Origin of the sequence: Sphingopyxis terrae subsp. terrae NBRC 15098, assembly GCF_001610975.1 — a bacterium.
Taxonomy (GTDB): Bacteria; Pseudomonadota; Alphaproteobacteria; order Sphingomonadales; family Sphingomonadaceae; genus Sphingopyxis; species Sphingopyxis terrae_A.
Genome location: NZ_CP013342.1, coordinates 1026501 through 1052551, shown reverse-complemented (window position 1 = coordinate 1052551; position 26051 = coordinate 1026501). Strand labels below are relative to the sequence as shown.

The 26051-nt window shown below is 65.6% G+C and carries 24 protein-coding genes; 13 read left to right on the top strand and 11 right to left on the bottom strand.

Features of this window, described 5'->3' with window-relative positions; genetic code table 11:
- Positions 1-94: 94 nt before the first annotated feature.
- From AOA14_RS05100 to AOA14_RS05090, 3 genes are all read left to right on the top strand, one after another.
- Positions 95-1507 carry a M20/M25/M40 family metallo-hydrolase gene (locus tag AOA14_RS05100; protein ID WP_062901025.1) on the top strand — a complete coding sequence of 471 codons (1413 nt, stop codon included), beginning with the start codon at positions 95-97 and terminating at the stop codon, positions 1505-1507.
- 70 nt (positions 1508-1577) lie between these two features.
- Entirely contained in the window at positions 1578-3872 is a 2295-nt protein-coding gene (gene parC, locus AOA14_RS05095) for a DNA topoisomerase IV subunit A (protein ID WP_062901024.1), read from the top strand.
- Between the two features lie 124 nt (positions 3873-3996).
- Positions 3997-5637: a putative bifunctional diguanylate cyclase/phosphodiesterase gene (locus tag AOA14_RS05090; protein WP_062901023.1), complete on the top strand. Its 1641-nt coding sequence runs from the start codon at positions 3997-3999 to the stop codon at positions 5635-5637.
- Here the strand turns inward: AOA14_RS05090 and AOA14_RS05085 are convergent.
- The 4 genes from AOA14_RS05085 to AOA14_RS05070 all read right to left on the bottom strand — a co-directional run bounded on the left by AOA14_RS05085 (position 5610) and on the right by AOA14_RS05070 (position 8363).
- Entirely contained in the window at positions 5610-6803 is a 1194-nt protein-coding gene (locus AOA14_RS05085; RefSeq protein ID WP_082820034.1) for a CCA tRNA nucleotidyltransferase, read from the bottom strand. The genes AOA14_RS05090 and AOA14_RS05085 overlap by 28 nt on opposite strands.
- A gap of 13 nt (positions 6804-6816) precedes the next feature.
- Positions 6817-7407, bottom strand: a complete 591-nt coding sequence (locus AOA14_RS05080) for a CoA pyrophosphatase (protein WP_186401155.1) — start codon at positions 7405-7407, stop codon at positions 6817-6819.
- On the bottom strand, positions 7407-7991 hold the full coding sequence (locus tag AOA14_RS05075) for a DUF1285 domain-containing protein (protein ID WP_062901020.1): 585 nt from the start codon (positions 7989-7991) through the stop codon (positions 7407-7409). The genes AOA14_RS05080 and AOA14_RS05075 overlap by 1 nt, the downstream gene beginning before the upstream one ends.
- 90 nt (positions 7992-8081) lie before the next feature.
- Complete coding sequence (locus AOA14_RS05070) at positions 8082-8363, bottom strand: hypothetical protein (RefSeq protein WP_003042843.1); 282 nt, start codon at positions 8361-8363, stop codon at positions 8082-8084.
- A 131-nt stretch (positions 8364-8494) separates the two neighbouring features.
- Between AOA14_RS05070 and AOA14_RS05065 the strand changes: the two genes are divergently transcribed.
- A complete protein-coding gene (locus tag AOA14_RS05065; RefSeq protein ID WP_062901019.1) occupies positions 8495-9652 on the top strand; it encodes a DUF481 domain-containing protein in 1158 nt (385 codons plus the stop codon).
- Here AOA14_RS05065 and AOA14_RS05060 read toward each other — a convergent pair.
- The 7 genes from AOA14_RS05060 to AOA14_RS05030 all read right to left on the bottom strand — a co-directional run bounded on the left by AOA14_RS05060 (position 9649) and on the right by AOA14_RS05030 (position 16462).
- Positions 9649-10107, bottom strand: coding sequence for a VOC family protein (locus AOA14_RS05060; protein ID WP_062764188.1), 459 nt, complete (start codon positions 10105-10107; stop codon positions 9649-9651). The two genes, AOA14_RS05065 and AOA14_RS05060, sit on opposite strands and share 4 nt — an antisense overlap.
- Positions 10104-11639 (bottom strand): M20/M25/M40 family metallo-hydrolase, encoded by a 1536-nt coding sequence (locus tag AOA14_RS05055; RefSeq protein WP_062901018.1) that lies wholly within the window; start codon positions 11637-11639, stop codon positions 10104-10106. Before AOA14_RS05055 ends, AOA14_RS05060 begins: the two co-directional genes overlap by 4 nt.
- A 126-nt stretch (positions 11640-11765) precedes the next feature.
- Positions 11766-13289 carry a fumarate hydratase gene (locus AOA14_RS05050; protein WP_062901017.1) on the bottom strand — a complete coding sequence of 508 codons (1524 nt, stop codon included), beginning with the start codon at positions 13287-13289 and terminating at the stop codon, positions 11766-11768.
- 68 nt (positions 13290-13357) lie between these two features.
- Complete coding sequence (locus AOA14_RS05045) at positions 13358-13678, bottom strand: hypothetical protein (RefSeq protein ID WP_062901016.1); 321 nt, start codon at positions 13676-13678, stop codon at positions 13358-13360.
- A 33-nt stretch (positions 13679-13711) separates the two neighbouring features.
- Positions 13712-14176: a Fur family transcriptional regulator gene (locus tag AOA14_RS05040; protein ID WP_003042824.1), complete on the bottom strand. Its 465-nt coding sequence runs from the start codon at positions 14174-14176 to the stop codon at positions 13712-13714.
- Between the two features lie 52 nt (positions 14177-14228).
- Positions 14229-14660, bottom strand: a complete 432-nt coding sequence (locus AOA14_RS05035) for a MerC domain-containing protein (RefSeq protein WP_082819829.1) — start codon at positions 14658-14660, stop codon at positions 14229-14231.
- 134 nt (positions 14661-14794) lie between these two features.
- Entirely contained in the window at positions 14795-16462 is a 1668-nt protein-coding gene (locus AOA14_RS05030) for a long-chain-fatty-acid--CoA ligase (RefSeq protein ID WP_062901015.1), read from the bottom strand.
- Positions 16463-16601: 139 nt separating this feature from the next.
- Between AOA14_RS05030 and AOA14_RS05025 the strand changes: the two genes are divergently transcribed.
- From AOA14_RS05025 to AOA14_RS04985, 9 genes are all read left to right on the top strand, one after another.
- Positions 16602-17141, top strand: a complete 540-nt coding sequence (locus AOA14_RS05025; protein ID WP_062901014.1) for a hypothetical protein — start codon at positions 16602-16604, stop codon at positions 17139-17141.
- A 27-nt stretch (positions 17142-17168) separates the two neighbouring features.
- Positions 17169-18995: an aminodeoxychorismate synthase component I gene (pabB, locus tag AOA14_RS05020; protein ID WP_202988396.1), complete on the top strand. Its 1827-nt coding sequence runs from the start codon at positions 17169-17171 to the stop codon at positions 18993-18995.
- A gap of 128 nt (positions 18996-19123) precedes the next feature.
- Positions 19124-20335, top strand: a complete 1212-nt coding sequence (locus tag AOA14_RS05015; protein ID WP_062901013.1) for a pyridoxal phosphate-dependent aminotransferase — start codon at positions 19124-19126, stop codon at positions 20333-20335.
- 292 nt (positions 20336-20627) lie between these two features.
- Complete coding sequence (msrA, locus tag AOA14_RS05010) at positions 20628-21293, top strand: peptide-methionine (S)-S-oxide reductase MsrA (RefSeq protein WP_062901012.1); 666 nt, start codon at positions 20628-20630, stop codon at positions 21291-21293.
- 207 nt (positions 21294-21500) lie between these two features.
- Positions 21501-22601 (top strand): class A beta-lactamase, encoded by a 1101-nt coding sequence (gene bla, locus AOA14_RS05005; RefSeq protein ID WP_238929773.1) that lies wholly within the window; start codon positions 21501-21503, stop codon positions 22599-22601.
- 6 nt (positions 22602-22607) lie between these two features.
- A complete protein-coding gene (locus AOA14_RS05000; RefSeq protein ID WP_062901011.1) occupies positions 22608-22919 on the top strand; it encodes a hypothetical protein in 312 nt (103 codons plus the stop codon).
- A 127-nt stretch (positions 22920-23046) separates the two neighbouring features.
- On the top strand, positions 23047-24255 hold the full coding sequence (sucC, locus tag AOA14_RS04995; RefSeq protein WP_003042798.1) for an ADP-forming succinate--CoA ligase subunit beta: 1209 nt from the start codon (positions 23047-23049) through the stop codon (positions 24253-24255).
- 110 nt (positions 24256-24365) lie between these two features.
- On the top strand, positions 24366-25115 hold the full coding sequence (locus AOA14_RS04990; RefSeq protein WP_062901010.1) for an electron transfer flavoprotein subunit beta/FixA family protein: 750 nt from the start codon (positions 24366-24368) through the stop codon (positions 25113-25115).
- Entirely contained in the window at positions 25112-26041 is a 930-nt protein-coding gene (locus AOA14_RS04985) for an electron transfer flavoprotein subunit alpha/FixB family protein (protein WP_062901009.1), read from the top strand. The genes AOA14_RS04990 and AOA14_RS04985 overlap by 4 nt, the downstream gene beginning before the upstream one ends.
- Positions 26042-26051: the final 10 nt, after the last annotated feature.

The window sequence follows — 26051 nt, the reverse complement described above, 5'->3', positions numbered from 1 at the left end:
GCGCGACTTGCGCGAAAGCGGCGCCGCGCGCAAGCGGCTTGCAGCGCGCGGCGCTTTCTGCTCCTTTCGCGGCCTGTTCAGGGGAGGCCAACCAATGAAAATCTTGTCCGCCTTGCTGTCGTCGGCGCTGCTCGTCGCCGCGCCCGCCACCGCGCAGCAGACGGCGCCGCGCGCGGACCAGCTCGCCTTTCGCGATCTTTACAAGGAACTGGTCGAAACCGACACCACGCTGTCGGCGGGAAGCTGCACGCTCGCCGCCGAACGCATGGCGGCGCGCCTCAAGACAGCGGGCCTCGGTGACGAACAATTGACGTTGTTCGCGGACCCCGATCATCCGAAGGAGGGCGGCCTTGTCGCCGTCTATCCCGGCACGTCGAAGACCGCCAAGCCGATCCTGCTCATCGCGCATATCGACGTCGTCGAGGCGAAACGTGCCGACTGGGAACGCGACCCGTTCAAGATGGTCGAGGAAAACGGCTACTTCTATGGCCGCGGAACGCTCGACGACAAGGCGCAGGCGGCGATCTGGACCGACATGCTGATCCGCTTCCGCACGGAAGGGTACAAGCCGAAACGCACCGTCAAGCTGGCACTGACCTGCGGCGAGGAAACCAACGGCGCCTTCAACGGCGCCGAATGGCTGGCGGCGAACAAGCGCGATCTGATCGACGCCGAATTCGCGCTCAACGAAGGCGGCGGCGGCGACAGCGACGGCAAGGGCCATGTGATCGGCCAGTCGGTGCAGGTCGGCGAAAAGACCTTCGCCAACTTCCGCCTCGAAACCCGCAACGCGGGCGGCCACAGCTCGGTGCCGGTGCGCGACAATGCGATCTATCAGCTCGCGCGGGCGCTGACGCGGATCGACGAATATGAATTTCCGGTCGAAATGACCGACACGACGCGGCGCTTCTTCAGCGAAGCGGGCGCCGCGCGCGGCGACGAAACGGGCAAGGCGATGGCCGCGCTCGCCGCCGATCCCGCCGACAAGGCGGCAGAGGCAATCGTCAACAAGGATCGGTTCCTCCACGGCAATATCCGCACGACCTGCGTCGCGACCCTGCTCGACGGCGGTCACGCCCCCAATGCGCTGCCGCAGCGGGCGGGCGCCAATATCAACTGCCGCATCTTCCCCGGTCATCCGATCGAGGAGATCAAGGCCGAGCTGGAAAAGGTGATCGGCGACCCCGGCGTCACCGTGACGCAGCTTCCGCCCAAGCGCCCCGCGCCGCCAGCACCGCCGCTCGACCCCAAGGTGATCGGCCCGATGGAAAAGCTCGTCGCGCGCTATTGGCCGGGACTGAAGGTCATCCCGTCGATGGCGAACGGCTATACCGATGCGACCTTCCTCGGCGCGGTGGGCATCCCGACCTATGGCATTCCCGGCATCTGGGGCGACCCCGACGGCAACGGCGTCCATGGCCTCAACGAAAGGGTCGAAGTGAAGGCGGTCTATGTCGGCCGCGACTTCATGTACGATCTGGTCAAGGCCTATGCCGACAAGCCTTAGGGCCCTGTCCCTACGCGATCCTCCTAAGGCCTTTGCGTTGATGCGCTAGGATTGCTATCGCGCCGCGACAATGGCCAGCACCACCGACGACCTTCCGCCTCCTGAACCCGGCAACATCGACACCCCCTTCGGCAGCGCGCTGTCGGAGCGCTATCTGGTATATGCGCTGTCGACGATCACGGCGCGGTCGCTGCCCGACCTGCGCGACGGGCTGAAACCCGTGCATCGCCGCCTCTTGTGGGCGATGCGCGCGATGCGGCTCGACCCGTCGCAGGGCTACAAGAAGTCGGCGCGCGTCGTCGGCGACGTCATCGGTAAATTTCACCCGCACGGCGACACTGCGGTCTATGATGCGATGGTCCGCCTCGCGCAGGATTTTTCGCTGCGCTATCCGCTGGTCGACGGGCAGGGCAATTTCGGCAACATCGACGGCGATAACGCCGCCGCCTATCGTTATACCGAGGCGCGCCTGACGCGCGTCGCGATCGACCTGATGCAGGGGCTCGACGAAGGCACGGTCGATTTCCGTCCGACCTATAATGGCGAAGACGAAGAGCCGGAGATCATGCCCGGCCTGTTCCCCAACCTGCTTGCCAATGGCGCGAGCGGCATTGCAGTGGGCATGGCGACCAACATCCCGCCGCACAACGCCGCCGAGGTGATCGACGCCGCGCTCGTCCTGCTCGATAATCCCAGGGCCGAGCTTGCCGAGTTGCTGACGCATGTGCGCGGCCCCGATTTCCCGACCGGCGGCGTCATCGTCGACAGCGCAGAGACGATTGCCCACGCCTATGAAACCGGACGCGGCAGTTTTCGCGTCCGCGCGCGCTTTTCGACCGGCAAGCAGGACGGCGCGTGGGAGGAGACGGGGATCGAGAAGCAGGCGGGCGGCACATGGCAGCTCGTCATCAGCGAGATTCCCTATGGCGTTTCCAAGGGCAAGTTGATCGAAGCGATCGCGCAGCTTATCGCCGACAAGAAGCTGCCGATCCTCGAAGATGTCCGCGACGAAAGCGCCGAGGATATCCGCATCGTGCTGGTGCCCAAGAGCCGCAACGTCGATCCCGACATCCTGAAGGAAAGCCTTTACCGGCTGACCGAGCTCGAAAGCCGCTTCGCGCTCAACCTCAACGTCCTCGATGCGACGCGCACGCCCAAGGTGATGGGGCTGCACCAACTGCTCACCGAATGGCTGCAGCATCAGATCATCGTCCTCGTTCGCCGCGCGGAGCATCGCATCGGCAAGATCGACGATCGGCTGGAACTGGTCGGCGGCTACCTCATCGCCTTCCTGAACCTCGACCGGGTGATCGAGATCATCCGCACCGAGGACGAGCCGAAGGCGGTGATGATGGCCGAATTCGAGCTGACCGACCGGCAGGCCGAGGCGATCCTCAACATGCGCCTGCGCAGCTTGCGCAAGCTTGAGGAAATGGAGCTGAAGCGCGAGCAGGCCGACCTGATCGCCGAGCGCGAAGAGCTGGCGAAGCTCGTCGCCAGCAAGGACCGCCAGAAGACGCGGCTGCGCAAGGATCTGGAAAAGCTGAAGGCCGTCTATGGCCTCGACACGCCGCTCGGCGCGCGGCGCACCGCGATCGCTGAAGCCGCGCCGGTGCGCGACATTCCGCTCGACGCGATGATCGAGAAGGAACCGGTGACGGTGATCCTGTCGAAGCGCGGGTGGATTCGCGCTCAGCGCGGCCATGTCGCGGCGGACCAATGGGGCGAGTTCAAGTTCAAGGAAGGCGACGAACTCGCCTTTGCGGTGCATGCCCAGACGACCGACAAGCTGCTTGTCGCCGCGAGCGACGGGCGCTTCTATACCGTAGGCGCCGACAAGCTGCCCGGGGGCCGCGGCTTCGGCGAGCCGCTGCGCCTGATGGTCGACATCGACCCCGACGCCCGTATCGTCGCGCTGATCCCCGCGAGCGCCGACGGCCGGCTGCTGCTCGCTTCGACGAGCGGGCACGGCTTCGTCGCGCAGATGGCCGATGTGATCGCCGAGACGCGCAAGGGCCGCAATGTCGTCAATCTGAAGCCCAGGGCGCACTTGTCGGTCGTCCGCACGATCGCGGCGGACCATGACAGCGTCGCGGTGATCGGCGAGAACCGCAAACTTGTCGTCTTCCCGATTGCCGAAGTGCCGGTGATGGCGCGCGGTCAGGGCGTGATGCTGCAGAAATATCGCGATGGCGGCCTGTCCGACGCGACGAGCTTCGTCTTTGCCGAGGGGCTGAGCTGGACGATGGGCGGCGAGACGGGGCGCGTGCGCACCGAAACCGACCTCGGGCCGTGGCGCGTCGCGCGCAGTGCGTCGGGGCGGATGCCGCCAACCGGTTTCCCGCGTAACAATCGCTTCGACTGATCGCAATTTACGTTGCCGTAAATAGCTTCTTTACCTCCGGTCACTTAGGCATCGACCAATGGGGAAAGGTCGCATCAAACCCTTTATTATGCCAATAGATAGAACCGGTGAAGACCGGCCATCCTTGTTTGTCGGCTGGATCGACGCCTTACCGGTCCCCGCCGCGCTTGTGCGGCCGCTGGCACGCGGCAATTTTCGCCTGCACGCCAGCAACGCCGCCTTCGACCGGCTCGACCTGTCCCCGGCGGGTGTCGAGGCGCCGATCGAACTGCGCCGCGCGATCGAAAAGGCCGCGCAGCATATTGGCGGCGTCCACGAATTTTCCTGCCGCCTGGGCGAAGGCCCGGCGGCGCGCGACCTGCGCGGATCGATCGGTCCGCTGTCGGACGAGAGCGGCGACGATTCGCTGTTCCTGCTGACCCTGATCGACCGGACGCAGGAAATGATGACCGAGCGCAATCTGCGCCGCGAACTTGTTTCCGACAGCCTGACGGGCCTCCCCAACCGCGCCGGATTCGAGGAGCTGGTCGAACAGCGCAGTGCCGAGCAGGAAGCGGGCGATCACGCCATCCTGTTGCTCGATCTCGCGCGGTTCAGCCGCATCAACGAACATATTGGTCCGCTCGCCGGCGACGAGCTGATCATCACCGTGGCGCGGCGCCTGAAATCGAGCCTGCGCAGCGGCGACATATTGGCGCGAACCGGCGGCGACGAATTCGCCATCTCGACGCGTATCGCTGGCGGCAAGGCCGACGTCCGCGAAATGGCGCGCCGCATCCGCGGCTGCTTCGACCACCCCTTCCGCATCGGCGAGCTGAAGGTCAGCGTCGATTGCGCGCTGGGGTGCGCCATTCAATCCGCGCCCGACACCGATGTCGCCGATCAGATCCGCCACGCGCAGATCGCGCTCAAGCGGGCGAAGCAGACCGACCGAATCGAAATCTACGAACCCGAGGCGGCGCTGCTCGCCGACAATCGCTTCGGGCTCGAAACCGAATTGCGCAACGCGATCGAGGAAGACCGGCTGCACCTCGACTTCCAGCCGCTCGTCGAACTGTCGACCGGCAAGGTGGCGGGCTTCGAGGCGCTGGCGCGCTGGAACAACAGCGCCGGCCGCGCGGTGTCGCCCTCCGAATTCATCCCGGTGGCAGAGGATTCGGGGCTGATCGTCCCGCTCGGCCAATGGGCAATCGCCAAGGCTGCCGAAACGCTCGCCGCGTGGGACCGCGAGAATGATGCCCCGGTCAATTGCTATATCTCGGTCAATGTCTCGGCGATCCAGCTCGTTCGTGACGATGTCGCGGCGGTGGTCCGCGAGGCGCTGGCGCGGCACGGCATTGGCGGCGACCGGCTGATGATCGAACTCACCGAAAGCGCGATCATCGGCGATCCCGACCTGGCGCTGTCGGTGCTGAGCGAACTCAAGGCGGTCGAGGCCCGGGTCGCGATGGACGATTTCGGCACCGGCTATTCGAACCTCGCCTATCTCCAGCGCCTGCCGCTTGACGTCCTCAAGATCGATCGCAGCTTCGTAGACCATATGGTCGAGGACCGCGACAAGGCGGCCATCGTCCGCACGATCCAGAGCCTTGCCGAAGTGCTCGGCATGCGTACCACGGCCGAGGGGGTGGAAACCGCCGACCAGGCGCGCCTGCTTTCGGCGCTCGGCTGCGATTTCGGTCAGGGCTTTCTGTTCGCGCGGCCGATGGATGCCCGCGCGGCGATCGCCTATTGGCGTCAGTCGCTGCTCCGCCCGATCATCTGATCGACCAGCTCCGCGACGCGCGCGGCGTCCGGATAATCCTCCACCACCCATTGCGCCTCGACGCCTTGCAGGATGCGCGCAACCTCCGGCCCCGCCGCGATGCCGCGTGCAACGATGTCGCCGCCGCGCACCGGAAGCTGCGGCACGGTCCAGCCGTCGAGCGCCGCGACCGCAGCCGCTGCATCACCCTCATTCCCACCGAGCAGCCGCGCGTCGCGCGCCGCCTCGATCCCGATGGCATGGGCAAGCTGACGAACCGGCCGCGCGTCGTGGCGATACGCGCTGATCGCCGACAGATGCTTGCGTTGCCGCGTCGACAGGCGCAGCCGGCTCGCGACCTGATCGGCGATGCCGGCGTCGGCGGGCAACAGCGCGGCGAGCCGCCGCAGCGACGCGGGTGCAGCCGCCGCCGCGCTTTCATTGGCGAGCAAGCGGTCGAGCGCGGTCGCAAACCCCGGATCGAGTTCGGGCAGGATCACCGTGAAGATGCCGTCGGCTGCCATCTGGCCGACGATTGCGCGCGGATCGGGAAGCGACAATATCTTGGTCAACTCGTCGGCGATGCGCTCGCGCGACAGACTCTTGAGCGACTGGCGCGCGGCGGTCACCGCGGCGTGGCTGACGGGTTCGAGCTCGCCGTCCCCGAAACGCGCCGCAAAGCGATAGAAGCGCAGGATGCGCAGATGATCCTCGGCGATCCGGGTTGCTGCATCGCCGATGAAGCGGACGCAGCCGGCCTGCAGATCGGCAAGCCCGCCGAACCAGTCATCGACCGCGCCGGTCAGCGGATCGGCGTAGAGCGCATTGATCGTGAAGTCGCGCCGCGCCGCATCCTCGCGCCAGTCGTCGGCGAAAGCGATCGTGGCGCGGCGGCCGTCGGTTTCGACATCGCGGCGCAGCGTCGTGATCTCGTGATGATCGCCGCTCGCGATCGCGGTCACCGTGCCGTGCGCGATGCCGGTCGGAATGACCTTGATATCGGCCGCCTCGAGCCGCCGCGTCACCTCTTGCGGCAACAGCGGGGTCGCAAGGTCGATGTCGGTCACGGGCAGGCCAAGCAGCGTATCGCGCACCGCCCCGCCGACGATCTTCACCGCCTCGGCGCCGAGCGCGGCGACGATCCGGCGCAACCCGGCGCGGCCGCGCCACGCGGCATCGGGCAGCATCGTTACCCCCATCTCAGCGATGCCAGCCGGGCGGCAGCCGCCGCGCCAGATTGATGATGATATCCGCCGTCACGCCCCAGATCCGCCGTCCCTGCCAATGCATGTCATAATAGCGGCGCACCTGCCCTTGCCAATGCGCCTGCTGGCGTTCGTAATTGGCGGGATCGAACAGGATGTCGAGCGGCACTTCGAACCAGTCCTCGACCTCGTCGGGATTGGGATCGAGCGGCAGGTCGGGCGGGATGACGCCGAGGACCGGGGTGATGTGATAGCCGCTGCCCGAACGATAGGCGTCGGTCGTCCCGGCGACCGCGACATCGCGGCGGTGCAGGCCGATTTCCTCTTCGGCTTCGCGCAGCGCCGCATCGACCGCATCAGTATCGCCGGGATCGATCTTGCCGCCCGGAAAGGCGACCTGTCCCGCATGGCTGCGCAGCCATTGCGGCCGCTGGGTCAGGATGACGCCGGGGTCGGGCCGGTCGGTGAAGGCGATCAGCACTGCTGCGTCGCGCAGCGAATCGCCGCGATGGAGCAGATAGCCCTCATCTTCGCCATGATCGGGAAGCAGATTGTCGAGCGCATCGCGCAGCTTTGCCGAGAGCATCAGCGGCCCACCAGCGGAAAGCAGGCGCCGTTCGACCAGATGGCAGGCGGATCGCCGCCTTCGGCCAGCGCCATCTCGACAATCTCGTAATAGAGCGCGCGGTCGATGCGCGCCTCCAGCCCGTTGCCGATCGCGCCGCGCACATGGAGCCGCGGGTCGGGCCGGTCGGGGTCGTGTCCGAAGGACAGCGGATGATCGGCGCCCGCCATGACCAGATCGTCGGTGTCGAGACGGAACAGCAGCGTGCGCGCCGCGCCGTCGCCCTCGCTTTTCATCTCGACGGCGCGGAAGGCGGTATCCTCGACGGCAATCGCCAGTTTTTCGGCCGGGGTGACGAGGACATGGCCGCCATCGGGTTCGCGGCGCAGGATGGTCGAAAAAAGCTTCACCATCGCCGGGCGGTTGATCCGGCCGCCTTCATGATACCAGCTGCCATCGGCGCGGATTTCCATCGCGCTGTCGCCCGTACGCGTCGGATGCCAGCTTTCGACCGGCGGCAGTTTGCGCGCCGCGAGCAATTCGGCGGCCTCGGCCGGCGAAAGCTGCGCAAAGGATTTGGGAAGCGAGGGCGCGGGGCTGACCATCAAACCGACATAGGAAGGTGGATGGGCAAGTAAAGGGAGCAGTCTCGTGCGGGGTGCTGCGCTGCCAAGATAATGGCATTCCTCAGCCGCTTACCGCGGACGATTCATCACCCAGCTGAACGCCATCGCGTTGAAGATGGTGTAGAGGCCATAAAGCAGCATCGCGGTGAACCAGTTGCGCGTCGCGATCGCCATGGCGCCGACGAGGAGCAGGAATTCGAACACGTAGGTGATGTGCGGACCCACCTTGTCGGCGAGCGGCCGGACCATCTGCTGTACCAGCGGATCGTCGCTTTCCATGAAGGCGCGGTGCATTGCGAAATTGCCCACCCCGGCGCAGAAAATGGCGATGATCGCGATCCACATGCGCATCAAATGGGGCCTAATGGGTGGAAATGCCAGCGGCTTTGCGGTTAAGAGCGGCGGCACGGCTCTACGCCCGATCGGAAAACCGGTCCCGGGGACAATCACCCGGGGCATCCCCACAAGAAGGATCCCGTTCGATGAGACAGTTCGCGCCGCTGCCGGTTGCCATTCTCCTGACCGCTGTCGGCGCGCCGCCGGCGCATGCCGCCGTTACCGGTCCGGCGCTGCCCGCCGCGACGGTGCCGGCGGTCACGGCGGCGATGGAGGTGCGGCCCTTGCCCTTGCCCGATCCGGTGCGCGCGATGATTGGCGCCGCTATCGATAGCGGCGAGCGCAAGGATGTGGAAACCGTGGTGGCGCTCGCCAAGGCGACCAATCCGCGATCGCTCGATGAAATCGACGCGATCCTCTCGGCCTGGCGCGCGCGAACCAAGCGGGAGCCCGAGCGTGATCCGGTCCTCCAGATGCTGGCCGCCGCCATGGCGAGCAAGAAGGACGGCGATGTGGAAGCGGTGGGGGCGCTTGCCAAAAAGACCAGCCCCGCACAGGTCGCCGACATCGATGCGCTGCTGGTCGATTATCGCGCCAAGCGCGCGGCCGAGAAGCAGGCGGCGGCCGATGCGGCGCGAGCGCGGCTGGCGAGCGCGAAATTCTGGCAGCATTGGAAGGGCGAGGGGCAGATCGGTGCCTCGCACAGTTCGGGCAATTCGAGCTCGACGGGGCTCAGTGCGGGGATCGCACTGGCGCGCAAGGGGCTGGACTGGGATCAGCGCTTCCGCGTTCAGTCCGATTATCAGCGCACCAATGGCAAGACGACGATCGAGAAATATCTTGCCGAATATGAACCGCAAATCCGCATGGGCGACCGTGCCTTTGGCTTTGGCCTGGGCCGGTGGGAGCGCGACCGGATGCAGGGGTTCGATGCGCGCTGGAGCGCGTCGGGCGGGCTTGGCTACAAGCTGATCGACGGCAAGAAGATGACGCTCAACCTGAAAGCCGGCCCGGCGTGGCGGCAGACCGAACTGGTTGCGGGTGGGCTTGAGAGCGAGCTCACCGGGCTCGCGGGGCTCGATTTCGGGTGGCAGATGTCGCCGAACCTGCGGCTGACGCAGGTCGCCTCGACGATCGTCGGCGATCGCACGACGACCACCAGCTCGCTGACCGCGCTCAATGCGAAGCTTTCGGGCGCGCTGTCGGCGCGGGTTTCCTATTCGGCCGACATCGACACCCATCCGCCGGCGGGAGTCAAGACGGTCGATACGCTGACCCGCTTCACCCTCGTTTACGGCTTTTAATCGAAGATTTCGGCGCCGCCGATCTCGCGGCCCGCTTCGAGCAGGCCGACGCCGGGGACGTGGTTGAATTCGATGCGGATGCCGTCGGGGTCTTCAAAGAGGATCGAATAATAGCCCGGCGCCCAGGGCTCCTCCTGCGGGCCGTGGACGAAGACGATGTCGCTGCGGTCCTTCAAAAAGGCATAGAGGCGGTCGACCGCGTCCCGATCGCGCATCCGGAAACAGGCATGATGCAGCCCCGGCGCGCCCTGATCGAAGCGTTTTCCGGCATTTTCCGGGCTGCCGGTCCGGATGCCGATCGCGGTGCGGCCGCCGACGCCGTAAAGCATCGCGTCGCTGTCGAGTACGACCTTGAGCTCGAGATAGCCGATGAGGTCGCGCCAGAAAGCCGTCGAACGCGCGAAATCGCCGGCGGTCAGGATGACATGGGCGACCCCGTTGAGATCGCCGGTCATTTGATCGCGGCGAGAGTATAGAGAAATTCGGCGAAACCCATCGTCGCATCGACCATGCCCGCGACCTTGGGATTGGTCGAATCGATCAGATAATATTCGTTCGGCGCGTGCGCGCCCGACCCGTGGCCAATGCCGAAATGGGCGGCGGGGATCGACACGGGCGGCGCGGTGAAGGTCGCGCCCGGCCAGCTTCCCGCCAGACGCGCGTTGATGTTCGCCTTGACGCCCAGCGCCTTGTAGGTGGCAAGCTCGGTACGGACGAGGCGGCTGTCCTCGGCGACTTCGGTCGGATCGTAACCGCCCGACACGTTCATCTCGACATCGGTGAAGCCATGCTTGTCGAGGTGGGCGCGCAGCTTCTTTTCGGCCTCGGCGCGCGTCTGGTTAGGGACGAGGCGCAGGTCGAGCTTCGCCACCGCGCGGCCGGGAAGGATCGTCTTGCCGCCGGGACCGGTGTAGCCCGCGACCAACCCTTCGATATTGACCGTCGGTTCCTGCGCGAGCCGGATCAGCGCATCGTCATATTTGAGGTTGTCGATCCAGACATTGACGCCGAGCGCCTGCTTTTCGGCCGCCTCGTCAGCGCCCTTTGCGGCTTCGCGGATCAGCATCTTTTCGCGCTCGGTAAGCGGACGGACATTTTCGAACCAGCCCTCGATCGCCGGCGTGTTACCGTCGGGCGTGACGAGCGTCTGGAGCGCCTGCACCAACCGCCACGCCGGCGAATCGAGCATCGCCTTCAGGCTGGAATGAACGTCGCCCTGGGGGCCCCGGCCCCATTTTTCACCGCTGGCGATCAGTTCAAGTTCGATGATGCCCTTCGACCCCAGATTGACATCGACTGCGCCGGTCTTGTCCTGCGAGGCGAAGGGGATGAAAATGCCGTCGCATTTCTTGAGCGCGGCGAGCACGTTCGGTTTGGTTGCGACCTGGCGGAAATGTGGCGATCCGATCTCCTCCTCGCCCTCGCAGATCAGGACGATGTTGACGGGCAATTTCGCCTTGGCAGCGCGGATCGCGTGAAGCGCCGCGAGGAAGGTCGCCTCGGGCCCCTTCTGGTTCACCGCGCCGCGCCCGACGATCGACAGACCAAAGCCCGGCTTGTCGACCATCTTGCCTTCGAGCGGCGGCGACGACCATTCGGCAGGGTCGAACTGTTTCACATCGTACATGAAATAGATGCCAAGGGTGCGCGGCGCGCCGACATCGATGGTACCGAACACCCCAGGCTGGCCGTCGGTCGGAATGATCTCGACATTTGAAAAGCCCGCGTCCCTCGCAAGTTCGGCCGTATAGGCCGCACCTTCGGCCATGTTGCGATTTTCAGCCGCGATCGAGGGCAGGGCGATCCAGTCGCGCAGCCGCTTGACCGACGCCTCCTTGCCGGCCTCGGCCGCCTTGCGGATCGCTGCCATCGGGCCGCTTGCGGCGAGCGTCGGCAGCGGCCGTATCATCATCGCACCCGCGCCCAGCATCGCAGTGCCGCGCAGCAATGCGCGGCGGTCCAATCGGTCAAGCTCCCGGAAATCCATCACGCGTCCCCTATGCTGTGTATGCCGTGAGGGAGTGTTCTTCAAATTGGAGGAGATGGCAAGGATGCACCGGCGAGACCCCGATCTTTGCCGGGGTGACGGGAACGAAAGAGCAGCCTTTGATGGTTAGGCTTTCTCGAGCAGCCCTTCGTCCTTGATCCGCTTTTGCCAGATTTTCGGCGCGTTGACGTGGACATTCTGGCCTTCGCTGTCGACCGCGACGGTGACGGGGAAGTCCTTGACCTCGAATTCGTAGATCGCCTCCATGCCGAGGTCGGCGAAGCCGACGACCTTGCTGCCCTTGATCGCGCGCGCCACGAGATAGGCTGCGCCTCCGACCGCCATCAGATAGGCGCTCTTGTGCTTGGCGATCGCCTGCGTCGCGGCGGGGCCGCGTTCGGCCTTGCCGACGCAGGCGAGCAGCCCCTGATCGAGCATCATGTCCATGAATTTGTCCATGCGCGTCGCGGTGGTGGGGCCGGCGGGGCCGACGATTTCTTCGCCCACCGGATCGACCGGGCCGACATAATAGATGACGCGGCCCTTGAATTCGACGGGCAGCTCTTCGCCCTTGGCGAGCATGTCGGCGATGCGCTTGTGCGCGGCATCGCGGCCGGTGAGCATCTTGCCATTGAGAAGGATGCGGTCGCCCTGTTTCCAGCTGGCAACGACTTCGGGCGTCAGCGTGTCAAGGTCGACGCGTTTCGCGGCGCTGTCGGGAGCCCAGTCGATCTGCGGATAGTCGGCGAGCACCGGCTTTTCGAGATAGGCGGGGCCGCTGCCATCAAGCGTGACATGCGCGTGGCGGGTCGCGGCGCAATTGGGGATCATGGCGACCGGCTTAGACGCGGCGTGGGTCGGCCAATCCTTGATCTTGATGTCGAGCACGGTCGCGAGGCCGCCAAGCCCCTGCGCGCCGATGCCGAGCGCATTGACCTTTTCATACAGCTCGATGCGCAGTTCCTCGGTCGGATTGCTCGGCCCGCGCGCGAGCAATTCGGTCATGTCGATCGGGTCCATCAGCGACTGTTTGGCCAGCAGCATCGCCTTTTCGGCAGTGCCGCCGATGCCGATGCCGAGCATGCCGGGGGGGCACCAGCCGGCGCCCATCTGGGGCACCATTTCGAGCACCCAGTCGACGATCGAATCCGACGGGTTCATCATCTTGAACTTCGACTTGTTCTCGCTGCCGCCGCCCTTCGCCGCGACGTCGATATGCACCTTGTCGCCGGGGACCATTTCGACATTCAGCACCGACGGCGTGTTGTCCTTGGTATTGACGCGGCTGAACGCCGGGTCGGCGAGGATCGAGGCGCGCAGCTTGTTGTCGGGGTGGAGATAGGCACGGCGGACCCCTTCGTCGACGACCTGCTGCAGGCTGCGGGGGCTGTCGAGGCGGCAGTCCATGCCCCATTTGACGAACACGGTGACGATGCCCGTGTCCTGGCAGATAGGGCGGTGCCCCTCGGCGCACATGCGGCTGTTCGAGAGGATCTGCGCCATCGCGTCTTTCGCAGCGGGCGAAACTTCGCGCTCATAGGCAGCGCCCAGGGCGCGGATATAGTCCATCGGGTGAAAATAGCTGATGTACTGGAGCGCGTCGGCGACGGTTTCGATGAGGTCGTCCTCGCGGATGATGACGGTGTTCATGTGCAGCCCTTTGCCCGGTTTCGTGAGTCGCGGTTTCCCTAGACCCGCATCGCGGCAACGGAAAGGGGTCAGCGCCTGCGGCGCCCGAAACCGGTCGCGGGCGGGCTCGCCGGGCGGCGCGCGGACGGGCGGACGACAGGGCGAAGGGGTAGCTCGGTGGGTGCGACGAGGAGTGGACGGCCCCGCATTGCGGCGACGCGCCCGGCCTGCCGCGCGTCGCTATCGGGTCCGAAGATCGCGAGAAGATCGTCCTGCCCACCCGCGAACTCGAAGGCAAGCACCGGTGCACCGTAGCCCGGCTCGGCGGCGAAGCTGTCTTGCGGGAAGCTTTGGCTCAGCCAAAGGCCGACCGTTATGGTGCCGAACCGAGGAAAAGCGCCGCGAGCCACCAGCGTACCGCTGGCGGCGCGCCCGCATTCAATCTATTGGCACTCGGCGCATTTGCCGCGCACCTCGATCACCGGGCGCTCGGCGGCAAATCCGGTCGCGGCGGCGGCAGCGCGCACGCCGTCGGACAGCTTGTCATTATCGACATGGACGGCATTGCCGCAGCTGTCGCAGATCAGGAAGATGCAGTCGTGCAGGCAGCCGGGATGGCTGTTGGCTACAAAGGCATTGGCGCTTTCGACCCGGCGGACGAGATTGTTGGCAACGAACAGGTCGAGGATACGATAGACGCTGTTGGGCGCGACCCGCTTGCCGCGTTTTTGCGAGACGATGTCGGCGATTTCATAGGCGCTCGCTGGCTTGCCAATTTCGGCGACCGCATCGAAAATCTGCGCGCGCATGTCGGTCCACGCTTCGCCGGCCTTTTCGAGCGCGTCCTGCGCCGCATTGGCGAGCGAGGCGCCGCTGGCCTCGATATGCGCATGTTCGTGCTTGCCCATGGGGATAATGTAGGCGCTTTGGGGGGCGCCCGCAAGCTGCGGGCAATGCGTATCAGTGCGCCGCGCGGCGATTGAGATCGTGCCCGAGCGCGACGACCGCGACCCCGATCATCGTCGCGAGCACTTCGCTGCCGTCATGCGGCCTCGACAGAGCGCCCGCCATCATGCCCAGCCCGAAGCTGCCGACCGCGAAAGGCATCATATAGCCGTGGCTGAGCACCCCTGCGACGAGCGTCACCAGCGCAAAACCGATCGCGACGACCAGCCCGATCTCGTGAAAAGCGGGATGCAGCAAAGCGCCGCCGACCGAGGCGATCGAGGCAAAGAAGATCGTGCTGGCAAGGCAGTGGACGAGGCACAGGCCCGACAGGCCGATGGCGAGCTGATCGCCCGTCAAAGCGGTCAGCGGCCGCGAATCGCGCGCAGCCCGAACCAGCGCGCCAAGGCGCGTCAGAACAGGGGCATGGCTGGCGACGTGCGTCACCCGATTCTCCAAGGAAAGCAATTGCGGGCCTTGATATGGCATAACATGACAAAGGTTACAATATCACATTATGACATTTCTATCCTGCCGCTTCCGGTCACCCCCGCGAAGGCAGGGGCGAGGAGGGGCGGTTGTCATCCCCCCGTTTCGGCCCGCAAGGCCTTGCGGTCCAGTTTGCCGATCATCGTCTTGGGCAGATGATCGCGCACCTCGACGGCGCTCACGCGTTCATGCTTGCCGAGTTGCGGGTTGAGCCAGGCGGCGAGCGCGTCGCCCGAGACGTCATAGCCCTCTTCCAGCGTGACGAAGGCCTTGGGGTGTTCGCCGCGATAGGGATCGGGGACGCCGAGGACGATCGCCTCCTTCACCGCCGGATGCTGGTAGAGTTTGTGCTCGATCTCGCTCGGATAGACCTTGAAGCCGCCGACCGCGATCATGTCCTTCAGCCGGTCGACAATGCGGATATAGCCGTCGGCGTCGATCGTTGCTACGTCGCCGGTGCGCAGCCAGCCGTCGGCGGTGAAGCTGTCCTGGTCGGCATCGGGGCGGTTCCAGTAGCCGCGCATGATCTGCGGCCCTTTGACCGCGAGCTCGCCGGGCTCGCCCATCGGCGCGTCCGTGACCGGATCTTCCTTGTCGAGCAGGCGGATATGGGTCGCGGGGATCGGCTGGCCGATCGTCCCGGCCTTGACCGGTCCCTCATAGGGGTTGGTCGCGACGACCCCGGCGCTTTCGGTGAGGCCATAGCCTTCGACGAGCGACGCGCCGGTTGCTGCAACGAATTTCTCACGCAGCTCGGCGGGCATCGGCGCGCCCCCCGAAATGCAGACCCGCAAGCTGGAGAAATCGGTCTTGGCAAGGTCGGGATGGTCGAGCAGTGCCTGATACATGGTCGGTACGCCGGGCAGCGCCGTCGCCTTCGTCCGGGTGATCGTCTGCAGCGCCTGTTTCGCGTCGAAGCGGGGGAGCATCGCGATCATGCCGCCGTTCAGCACCGTCCGGTTGAGGACGCAGGTATTGGCGAAGACGTGGAAGAAAGGCAGCACGCCGAGGATGCGGTCGTCGGCGTCGCGGTCGGGGTCGATCGCATTGACCTGCCGCGCGTTGGCGGTCAGATTCTGGTGCGTCAGCATCGCGCCCTTCGGCGTGCCCGTGGTGCCACCGGTATACTGGATCAGCGCGACATCGCCTTCCGGGTCGATGGCGACCGGATCGGGGCGAGCATCATTGTCGGTCAGCGCCGAAAAACGGATGATGCGCGGATCGTCGGGCACCGCCGCCGTCTCCTTGCGCCGGAACAGGCGGTAGAGGATCGACTTGGCCGCGGGCAGCCCGCCGGCGATCGAGCCAACGACCAGCCGCTTCAGGCTCGACCCCTCGAGCACCGAGAGCGCCGTCGGCAACAGCGCCGAGGCGCTGATCGTGAACAGCGTGTCGGTTCCCGAATCCTCCACCTGCGCCTCGAGTTCGGCGACCGTGTAGAGCGGCGAGAAATTGACCACGGTCGCACCGGCGGCAAGCGCGCCATAATAGGCGGCGACATAATGCGGAACATTGGGAAGGAACAGGCCGACCCGGCTGCCCTTGCCGATACCGCGCTTCTGCAGGCCGCGCGCGACGCGGGCGACCCCGTCCGCGACTTCGGCATAGCTGAAACGGCGCCCCATGAAGTCGAGCATCGGCGCCTCGCCGCGCCGCGCGACGCTGTCGGCGAGCATGGCAGGCAGCGAGAGGGGCGCGAACGACTGGTTCCATGGGGCGGGATGGCGATAATCGGTCGACCAGTCGTAGAGCGTGCCCATCGGGGGATGGCGTCCTTTCGGAAATGAGGCGGAATTTCCTTACACTAGGGTCAGTCAGCCGATATCGCAATCGGCAGCGCGCTTGCGGGCCGACGCCGCGGCGGCTAGGCAGGGCCATCGTCTTTGCAGGGGGATTGTCATGTCGCAGCTTTCATCTCGGATCGTCGCGGCCGTTGCCGTCATGGGCTGTCTGGTCGTGACCCCGGCGTCTGCAAAGGACAAAGACAAGGCGGCGCCCCGCCCGGCGCAGATCGAACAGCTCTATGCTTGCCGCGACATCGCCGATCCGACGCAGCGTCTTGCCTGTTTCGACCGCGAGGTTGGGTCGCTTGCCAGTGCGGACGAGGCCCGCGAAATTGTCTTTACCGACCGCGAAACGGCCAAGAAGACGCGCCGTGGCCTGTTCGGGTTCAGCTTTCCCAAGCTCGGCGGCATTTTCGGCGGCGACGAGGATGAGGTGCGCGAGATCGATACGGTCATCAAATCGGTGAGCATGAACCAGTCCGGGAAATATACGATGACGATGGAAGACGGCGCCGTCTGGTCGCAGATCGATACGACGGTATTGCCGCGGCAACCTAAGCCCGGCCAGAAGATCCATATCAAGACCGCGACGATGGGCAGCTATTTTGCCAGCGTAGAGGGTGGGCGGTCGATCCGCATGAAGCGCGACCGCTGACCACCTGGCGCCTTTGACTGCCGTGCCATGACCACGACCGCGCGATTGAGCCGGCCGACGGCTGGCGCTTCGCCCTTTGTACTGCTCGACGACGCGCGGGCAGAGAATGCAGCGTGCGCGCGGCTGTTCCGCGATCCGATAGAAATCCTCTGCGCCCGCGCGGTGCGGGACGTGGCGGCTCTGCTCGATGGGCTGGCGGCCGCGCGAGCGCGCGGGCTGCACGCCGCTGGCTACCTCGCTTATGATGGAGGCAAGGCGCTGGCGCCCGCCTCGCGGCACCGCTCTGCCGCGCCGATGAACTTCGATGCGCCGCTCGGCTGGTTTGGCCTGTTCGAGCGTGTTGAGCGAATCGATGCCGACGCAGTTGCGTCGCTTCTACCCGACCCCGGTGCCGCCTGGATCGGCGCACCACGTCCGCGCGTGGCGCGTGCGGATTACGAAGCCGCTGTCGCGCGGGTTCTCGATTATATTCGCGCCGGCGACATTTATCAGGCCAATCTGACCTTTCGCGCCGACGTGCCCTTCGCGGGCGATCCTCTCGCCGTCTATGCGCGGCTGCGGCAGACGGCGCGCGCGGGATATGGCGGTTTCATCTGGACCGGCGAGCAGGCGATCGCGTCGCTGTCGCCCGAGCTTTTCTTTACGCTGCGCGGCGGCGCGGTGATGGCGCGGCCGATGAAGGGCACGGCCGCGCGCCGCGCCCATCCCGAAAGCGACGCGCGCGCGGCGCGGGCGCTCGCGCTGGATCCCAAGCAGCGTGCTGAAAATCTGATGATCGTCGATCTGCTCCGCAACGATCTGTCGCGCGTTGCCGAGGCCGGATCGGTCGCGGTGCCCGAACTGTTTCGCGTCGAGACCTATCCCACGATTCATCAGCTTGTCTCCGACGTTACCGCAGCGCTCCCTGCGGACAAGGGCGGCGCTGACGTGCTGCGCGCCGCCTTTCCATGCGGGTCGATCACCGGCGCACCCAAGGTGCGGGCGATGGAGATCATCGACGAACTGGAGGCCGAGCCGCGCGGGATTTACACTGGTTCGATCGGCTTCATCGCGCCCGATGGCGAGGCGGCGTTCAATGTCGCGATCCGCACGCTCGTCTTTCCGTCGCAGCGCGACTTGCGCGACGGAGCGCATTGCGCCACGCTGGGGCTGGGTTCCGGAATCGTCGCCGACAGCGAACCGGCTGAAGAATGGCGCGAATGTCTGGCCAAGGGGGAATTTGTGGTCGCTGCCGGGCAAAGCTTCGATCTGATCGAGACGATGCACTTCGATCCCGTGGACGGCGTCCAGCGGCTCGAGGGGCATCTGGCGCGCATGAAGGCGAGCGCCGAGGCGCTGGGTTTTCATTTCGATCGCCATGGCGCGCGCAATAATCTGCAGTCGGCGACCTTTCGCCTGCGCAGCGCTGCGCGCGTGCGGATGCGGCTGGCGCCCTCGGGCGCGCTCGCGGTCGAGGTGTCGCCGCTGCCGCGGCTTGCCGAGCTGCCGGTACCGGTCGCCGTGGCGCCGGCGCCGCTCGCTCCGGGCGATTTCCGTCTGACCCACAAGACCAGCCTGCGCGGCGCCTATGATGCATTGCGCGCGGCACACGGCACCGCCGAAGTCGTGTTCGTCGACGAGCCGGGGTTCGTGACCGAAGGAAGCTGGAGCAATATCTTCGTCGAACGCGACGGCCTGCTGCTCACGCCGCCGCTGTCGCTCGGCCTCTTGCCCGGCGTGCTGCGCGCCGAACTCGTCGAAAAGGGACGGGCGGTCGAGTCGCATCTGCGCCTCGCCGATCTTGCGGAAGGCTTTTTCATCGGCAATTCGCTGCGCGGGCTGATTCCGGCACGGCTGGCGCAGCCCGCAGGCTGACTTTCGGCTTGCATAGCTAATTTATGGCGCCGCCGGCTTGCCTATTGCGGGCGGAGGCTTTAGGCGCGGCCCCGCGCAATTTCCTGTCATTTTGCAGCCTGTCCGCGCAAGCCACGGAAAGTATCGTCATGTCGCTGAAGCCGCACACCTCCGCCGCCCTCAATCGCATCCAGCCCTCGGCCACGCTCGCAATGACCGCGCGCGTCACCAAGCTGAAAGCGGACGGCGTCGACGTGATCGGCCTGTCGGCGGGCGAGCCCGATTTCGACACGCCCGATTTCGTCAAGGAAGCGGCGATCGAGGCGATCCGCGGCGGTCAGACCAAATATACGCTGGTCGACGGCACGGTCGCGCTCAAGGAAGCGATCCGTGGCAAGTTCCGCCGCGACAATGGGCTCGACTTCGGGCTCGACCAGATCACGGTCAATGTCGGCGGCAAGCATACGCTCTTCAACGCGCTCGTCGCGACGGTCGATCCTGGTGATGAGGTGATCATCCCGGCGCCCTATTGGGTCAGCTATCCCGACATCGTCGCCTTTGCTGGCGGCACGCCGGTGACGATCGAGGCGTCGGCGGCGCAGCATTACAAGATCACGCCCGAACAGCTCGACGCCGCGATCACCGCGAAGACGCGCTGGATCATCTTCAATTCGCCGTCGAACCCGTCGGGCGCCGCCTATTCGCCCGGAGAGCTCGACGCGCTGGGCGAGGTCATCCGCCGCCATCCGCATGTGATGGTGATGACCGACGACATGTACGAACATGTCTGGTACGCCGATTTCGCCTTCTCGACGCTGGCGCAGCGCTGCCCCGACCTGATCGACCGTATCCTGACCGTCAACGGCTGTTCCAAGGCCTATGCGATGACCGGCTGGCGCATCGGCTATGCCGGCGGTCCCGCATGGCTGATCAAGGCGATGGGCAAGCTGCAGTCGCAGTCGACGTCGAACCCCTGTTCGGTGGCGCAGGCCGCCGCGGTGGCCGCGCTCGGCGGGCCGCAGCAGTTTCTCGAGGAGCGCAACGCCGCGTTCCGCAAGCGCCGCGACATGGTGGTCGCGATGCTCAATGACGCGCCAGGGCTGAACTGCCCGGTTCCCGACGGGGCCTTCTATGTCTATCCCGACGCGAGCGGCTGCATGGGCAAGACGACCCCCGACGGCAAGCCGATCGACAGCGACGAAGCGCTGATCGACTATTTCCTCGACACCGCGCGCGTCGCGGCGGTGCATGGCGCGGCCTTCGGTCTGTCGCCAGCCTTCCGCGTTTCCTATGCGACGTCGGAGGCGGTGCTCAAGGAAGCGTGCATCCGCATCCAGCAGGCCTGCGCCGCGCTGCGCTGACCGCGGCGCCGGACGGGCGCTGCCTGAACGCTGCCCCGCCATCCGGTTCACCGGATAGTAAGCCATCATCTTTATGGCTGATGGCGGTCACTGCACGGCGGCACGGGGCGCGCCATATCGTCGCTGTAACCGAGGGGGCCTCCCCCGCGAAAACGACAATATGACAAAAAGAGGCTTTTATGTTTTCGATGTTCCGCTCCGACTGGTTTCCGACCATGCTCGCCGGCTTCGCCATTGGCGCCTTGATCGTCGTGCTGAATCAGCCGGCGGTCGCCATGCCGATCTGACCGCGATGCGGCGCCCCTTCGCCGCGCTGATCACTGCCGCGGTGCTGGCGCAGTGCGCGCCCGCGCAGGCGGAAGGCGTCGTCAAGCTCCCCGCGGCGGCCGTCGATCCCGCAGTGAAGGCGAAGCGCGCCGTTGCGGTGCTCGCGGGCGGATGCTTCTGGGGCGTCGAAGGTGTCTTTTCCAATGTGAAGGGCGTCGTGTCGGTCGAATCGGGCTATCATGGCGGTAGCAAGGCCACCGCCGAGTATGACCAGACCTCGTCCGGCACGACCGGACACGCCGAGTCGGTTCGCATCGTCTATGACCCGTCGGTGGTCAGCTATGGCACCTTGCTGCGCATCCTGTTTTCCGTGGTCGCCGATCCGACGCTGAAAAACCGGCAGGGGCCCGACAGCGGCACCCAATATCGTGCCGCGATCGTGCCGATGGATGCCGCGCAGCGGCAGGTTGCGACTGCGTATCTCGCGCAGATCGGCAAGGGCCATTATTTCAAGGCGCCGATCGTGGTCCCGGTCGAAAGCTACAAAGGCTTTTACCGCGCCGAAGCCTATCATCAGGATTTCATGCGCCTGCATCCCGACAATGGCTATATCCGCCGCTGGGATGCGCCCAAGCTGGCGGCGCTGAAACGCCTCTATCCCGAATGGGTGCGGGCAACCCCGGCGCCCTGAACGGCGCCGCACGCGGCAAGCCGTTCAGCGTTCCGCCATTTATCGCGCGATAGGAATCATTCACCGCAAATCGCTGGTCCGCGCAGGCGGAGTGCGGGACGCATGGTGCCGGCCAAAAGGTCGGGCGATAAACTGGTCGCGGGTTGCGGGGTTATGATGGCGTTGGGATTTTCGAGCAGGCGGCTGCTCGGTATGGCGATCGGCGGAATGGCGCTGGCGGGCTGTGTCAGCGGTGCGGCACTGGTGCCGACGCCGCGGCAGGCGCAAACGGCGCCGCGCGGTGCGGTCAGCGTTCCGATCGGGCCGCCGGTCAGCACCGCAACGCCGGCGCGCGCCGTGAATGCGCCCCCCGAGGACGTCGTCGATCCGGGCTTCCGGCGCCCGCCGAGTGGCCTGAGCGACCGGATTTCGCAGCTTTGGCGGACTTTCCCCGGCAAGACCGGCATCGCCGTCCAGCGCATCGACGGCGAATGGTCCTTTTCGGAACGCGGCGGCGAATTATTCCCGCAGCAAAGCGTGTCGAAACTGTGGGTGGCGATGACCGTGCTCGATGCGGTCGACCAGGGCAAGCTCAGCCTCGACCGCCGGGTGGACATCGGCCCCAACGACCTCACCCTGTTCCATCAGCCGCTCGCGGCGCGCGTGCGGTCGGAAGGCAAGGTGACGATGAGCGTGCGCGACCTTATCGAAACCGCGATCACGCACAGCGACAACACCGCCAACGACAGCCTGCTGCGCACCGTGGGTGGTCCCGAGGCGGTCCGGCGCTTCATCGCGAAGAAGGATCTGGGATCGATCCGATTCGGTCCCGGCGAGCGCCTGTTGCAGAGCGCGACCGCCGGCCTTGCGTGGCAGCAGAGCTATTCGCGTGGCAACGCCTTCCAGCAGGCGCGCGCCGCGCTGCCCGATTCGACGCGCAAGTCGGCGCGCGAGGCCTATCTTGCCAATCCGATGGACGGCGCCGCGCCGGCGGCGATCGCGAGCGCCTTGACCCGGCTGGCGCGCGGGGCGCTGCTGTCGCCCGAATCGACGCAGTATCTGATGAGCGTGATGAGCCGGACGCGCAGCGGGCCGAAGCGGCTGAAGGCCGGGCTCCCCTCTGGCTGGGACTTCATGCACAAGACCGGCACCGGCCAGGATTACAAAGGCGAGACGGCAGGCTATAACGACATCGGCATCGCCACCGCGCCTGACGGCACGCGCTATGCCATCGTCGTGATGCTGGGCGACACATCGGCGTCGATCCCCGCGCGCATGGCGCTGATGCAGGCGGTCTCCGGCGCGGTGGCCGAATTTCACGGAAAGTAGGCTTCGATGAAACGGGTGATGGTTCCGCTGCTGGCGCTGCCGCTGGTCCTGTCCGCCTGCGCGACGCCCGAGACGCGTCTGCGCAGCGGACTCCAGAATGCGGGTCTGTCGAAGACGATGGCGACGTGCATGGCGGGGCGCATGGTCGACCGGCTGTCGCTCGTCCAGCTTCGCCGCCTGTCGGCGCTGGGCAGCCTGAAGGACCGCGAAATCACCGACCTGACGCTCGACCAGTTCTTCCGCAAGGTCCGCGCGCTCAAGGATCCGGAGATATTGGCGGTGACGACCAGCTCCGCCGCGGTGTGTGCGCTGCGCTGATCCAGCCGCCGCTTTGGCGCGTATCGAGATTTTCTGGGCGCGGCAGGGGTAGCCTTGCCGCGCAACTTGTGCTTATGCGGCGCCGCATATCTCCCCGCTTACAGAGTCGAAAGGCCCGGCAGAGCTCATGAACATCCACGAATATCAGGCCAAGGAACTGCTCGCGAAATTTGGCGTCGCGGTGCCCAAGGGCATTCCCGCGATGAGTGTCGAGGAAGCCGTCGCGGCGGCAAAGCAGCTCCCCGGACCGCTTTACGTCGTCAAGGCACAGATCCACGCGGGCGGCCGCGGCAAGGGCAAGTTCAAGGAACTCGGCCCCGACGCCAAGGGCGGCGTTCGCCTCGCCAAGAGCATCGAGGAAGTCGAAGCGCACGCCAAGGACATGCTGGGCAACACGCTGGTGACGATCCAGACCGGCGAGGCCGGCAAGCAGGTCAACCGCCTGTACATCACCGACGGCGTCGACATCGGCAAGGAATTCTACCTCGCGCTGCTCGTCGATCGCGCCACCAGCCGCATCGCGGTCGTTGCGTCGACCGAAGGCGGGATGGACATCGAGGAAGTCGCGCACTCGGCGCCTGAAAAGATCCACACCATCACCATCGATCCCGCCACCGGCCTGATGCCGCACCACGGCCGTGCGGTGGCCAAGGCGCTCGACCTGTCGGGCGATCTTGCCAAGCAGGCGGCAAAGATCCTCGAGGGCCTCTATGCCGCGTTCCTCGGCACCGATGCTTCGCAGATCGAAATCAACCCGCTCGCCATCTGTCCGACCGACGAGGGCGACAAGCTCTATGTCCTCGACGCGAAGGTCGGCTTCGATTCGAACGCGATGTTCCGTCACAAGGATCTCGCCGAGCTGCGCGATCTGACCGAAGAAGATCCGGCCGAAGTCGAGGCGAGCGAATATGACCTCGCCTACATCAAGCTCGACGGCAATATCGGCTGCATGGTCAATGGCGCCGGCCTTGCGATGGCGACGATGGACATCATCAAGCTCAACGGCGCTTTCCCGGCCAATTTCCTGGACGTCGGCGGCGGCGCGAACAAGGAAAAGGTCACCGCGGCGTTCAAGATCATTCTCAAGGATCCCGCCGTTCAGGGCATCCTCGTCAACATCTTCGGCGGCATCATGAAATGCGACATCATCGCCGAAGGCATCGTTGCCGCGGCGAAGGAAGTGAATCTGTCGGTGCCGCTCGTCGTCCGCCTGGAAGGCACCAACGTCGAAAAGGGCAAGGAAATCCTGGCGAACTCGGGTCTCGCAATCGTTCCCGCGAACGATCTGGGCGACGCGGCGAAGAAGATCGTCGCCGAGGTTGCCAAGGCGGCCTGACCGGTTTTCCCCTTCCGCTCTTGCGGCGGAAGGGGGCGCCCGCAGGTTGACGTTTACGTAAACGCCAATTATGGCGCACTGCACAATTCTTCGAGAGGAGCTGAAAAGCCATGAAAATCCTCGTCCCCGTGAAGCGGGTGCTCGATTACAACGTGAAGCCGCGGGTCAAGGCGGACGGCACGGGCGTTGACCTTGCCAACGTCAAGATGTCGATGAACCCGTTCGACGAAATCGCGGTCGAAGAGGCGATCCGCCTCAAGGAAAAGGGGGTCGCGACCGAGATCGTCGCCGTCAGCGTCGGCCCGGCGAAGGCGCAGGAAACGCTGCGCACCGCGCTCGCGATGGGCGCCGACCGCGCGATCCTCGTCCAGACCGACGATGAAGCCGAACCGCTCGCGATCGCGAAGATATTGAAGGCGATCGCCGATGCCGAAACGCCGGGTGTCGTGATCCTCGGCAAGCAGGCGATCGACGGCGACAACAACCAGACCGGCCAGATGCTCGCCGCGCTCACCGGCTGGGCGCAGGGCACCTTCGCCAGCGCGGTCAATGTCGAGGGCGATCATGTCAGCGTGACGCGCGAAGTCGACGGCGGTCTCGAAACGGTGAAGCTGAAGCTTCCCGCGATCGTCACCACCGACCTGCGTCTGAACGAGCCGCGCTATGCGTCGCTGCCGAACATCATGAAGGCGAAGTCGAAGCCGCTCGATACCAAGGCGCCCGCCGATTACGGGGTCGACACGACGCCGCGCGTCAAGACGGTCAAGGTGTCGGAGCCGCCCGTCCGCCAGGCCGGGATCAAGGTCGCCGATGTCGATGAACTGGTTGCCAAGCTCAAGGCGATGGGAGTGCACTCATGAAAATGCTCGTTTGGGTCGAACATGACGGCAGCGCCGTCAAGGATGCCACGCTCGCCGCAGTAACCGCGGCTTCGAAGCTTGGCGAAGTCCATCTTCTCGTCGCCGGTGAAGGTGTTGATGGCGTTGCCAAGGCGGCGTCGGAAATCGCGGGCGTCGGCAAGGTGCATGTCGCCGACAACCCAGCCTTCGGTCACAATCTGCCCGAAAATATCGCGCCGCTCGTCGCCGACCTCATGGGGTCGCACGACGCGTTCGTCGCGCCTGCGACGACGACCGGCAAGAATATCGCGCCGCGCGTTGCCGCGCTGCTCGACGTGATGCAGATTTCGGAAATCCTGTCGGTCGAAGGTCCCAAGACCTTCACGCGTCCGATCTACGCCGGCAACGCGATCGCGACCGTCGAAAGCTCGGACGCGAAGCTCGTCATCACCGTGCGCGGCACTGCGTTCGAGAAGGCCGCGGCGACCGGTGGTTCGGGCGCGATCGAAGCCGTCTCGGCTGGCGGCGACGCCGGCATTTCGAGCTTCGTCGGCGCCGAAATCGCCAAGCAGGATCGTCCCGAACTCACCTCGGCGAAGATCATCGTGTCGGGCGGCCGTGCGCTGGGTTCGAGCGAGAAATATCAGGAGGTCATCGTGCCGCTCGCCGACAAGCTCGGCGCCGCGCTCGGCGCTTCGCGTGCTGCGGTCGATGCAGGCTATGTCCCCAACGACTATCAGGTCGGCCAGACCGGCAAGATCGTCGCGCCGGAAGTCTATTTCGCGATCGGCATCTCGGGCGCGATCCAGCACCTTGCGGGGATGAAGGATTCGAAGACGATCGTCGCGATCAACAAGGACGAAGACGCTCCGATCTTCCAGGTCGCCGATCTCGGCCTCGTCGCTGATCTGTTCAGCGCGGTGCCCGAACTGACCGGCAAGATCTAACCCGCCCGAC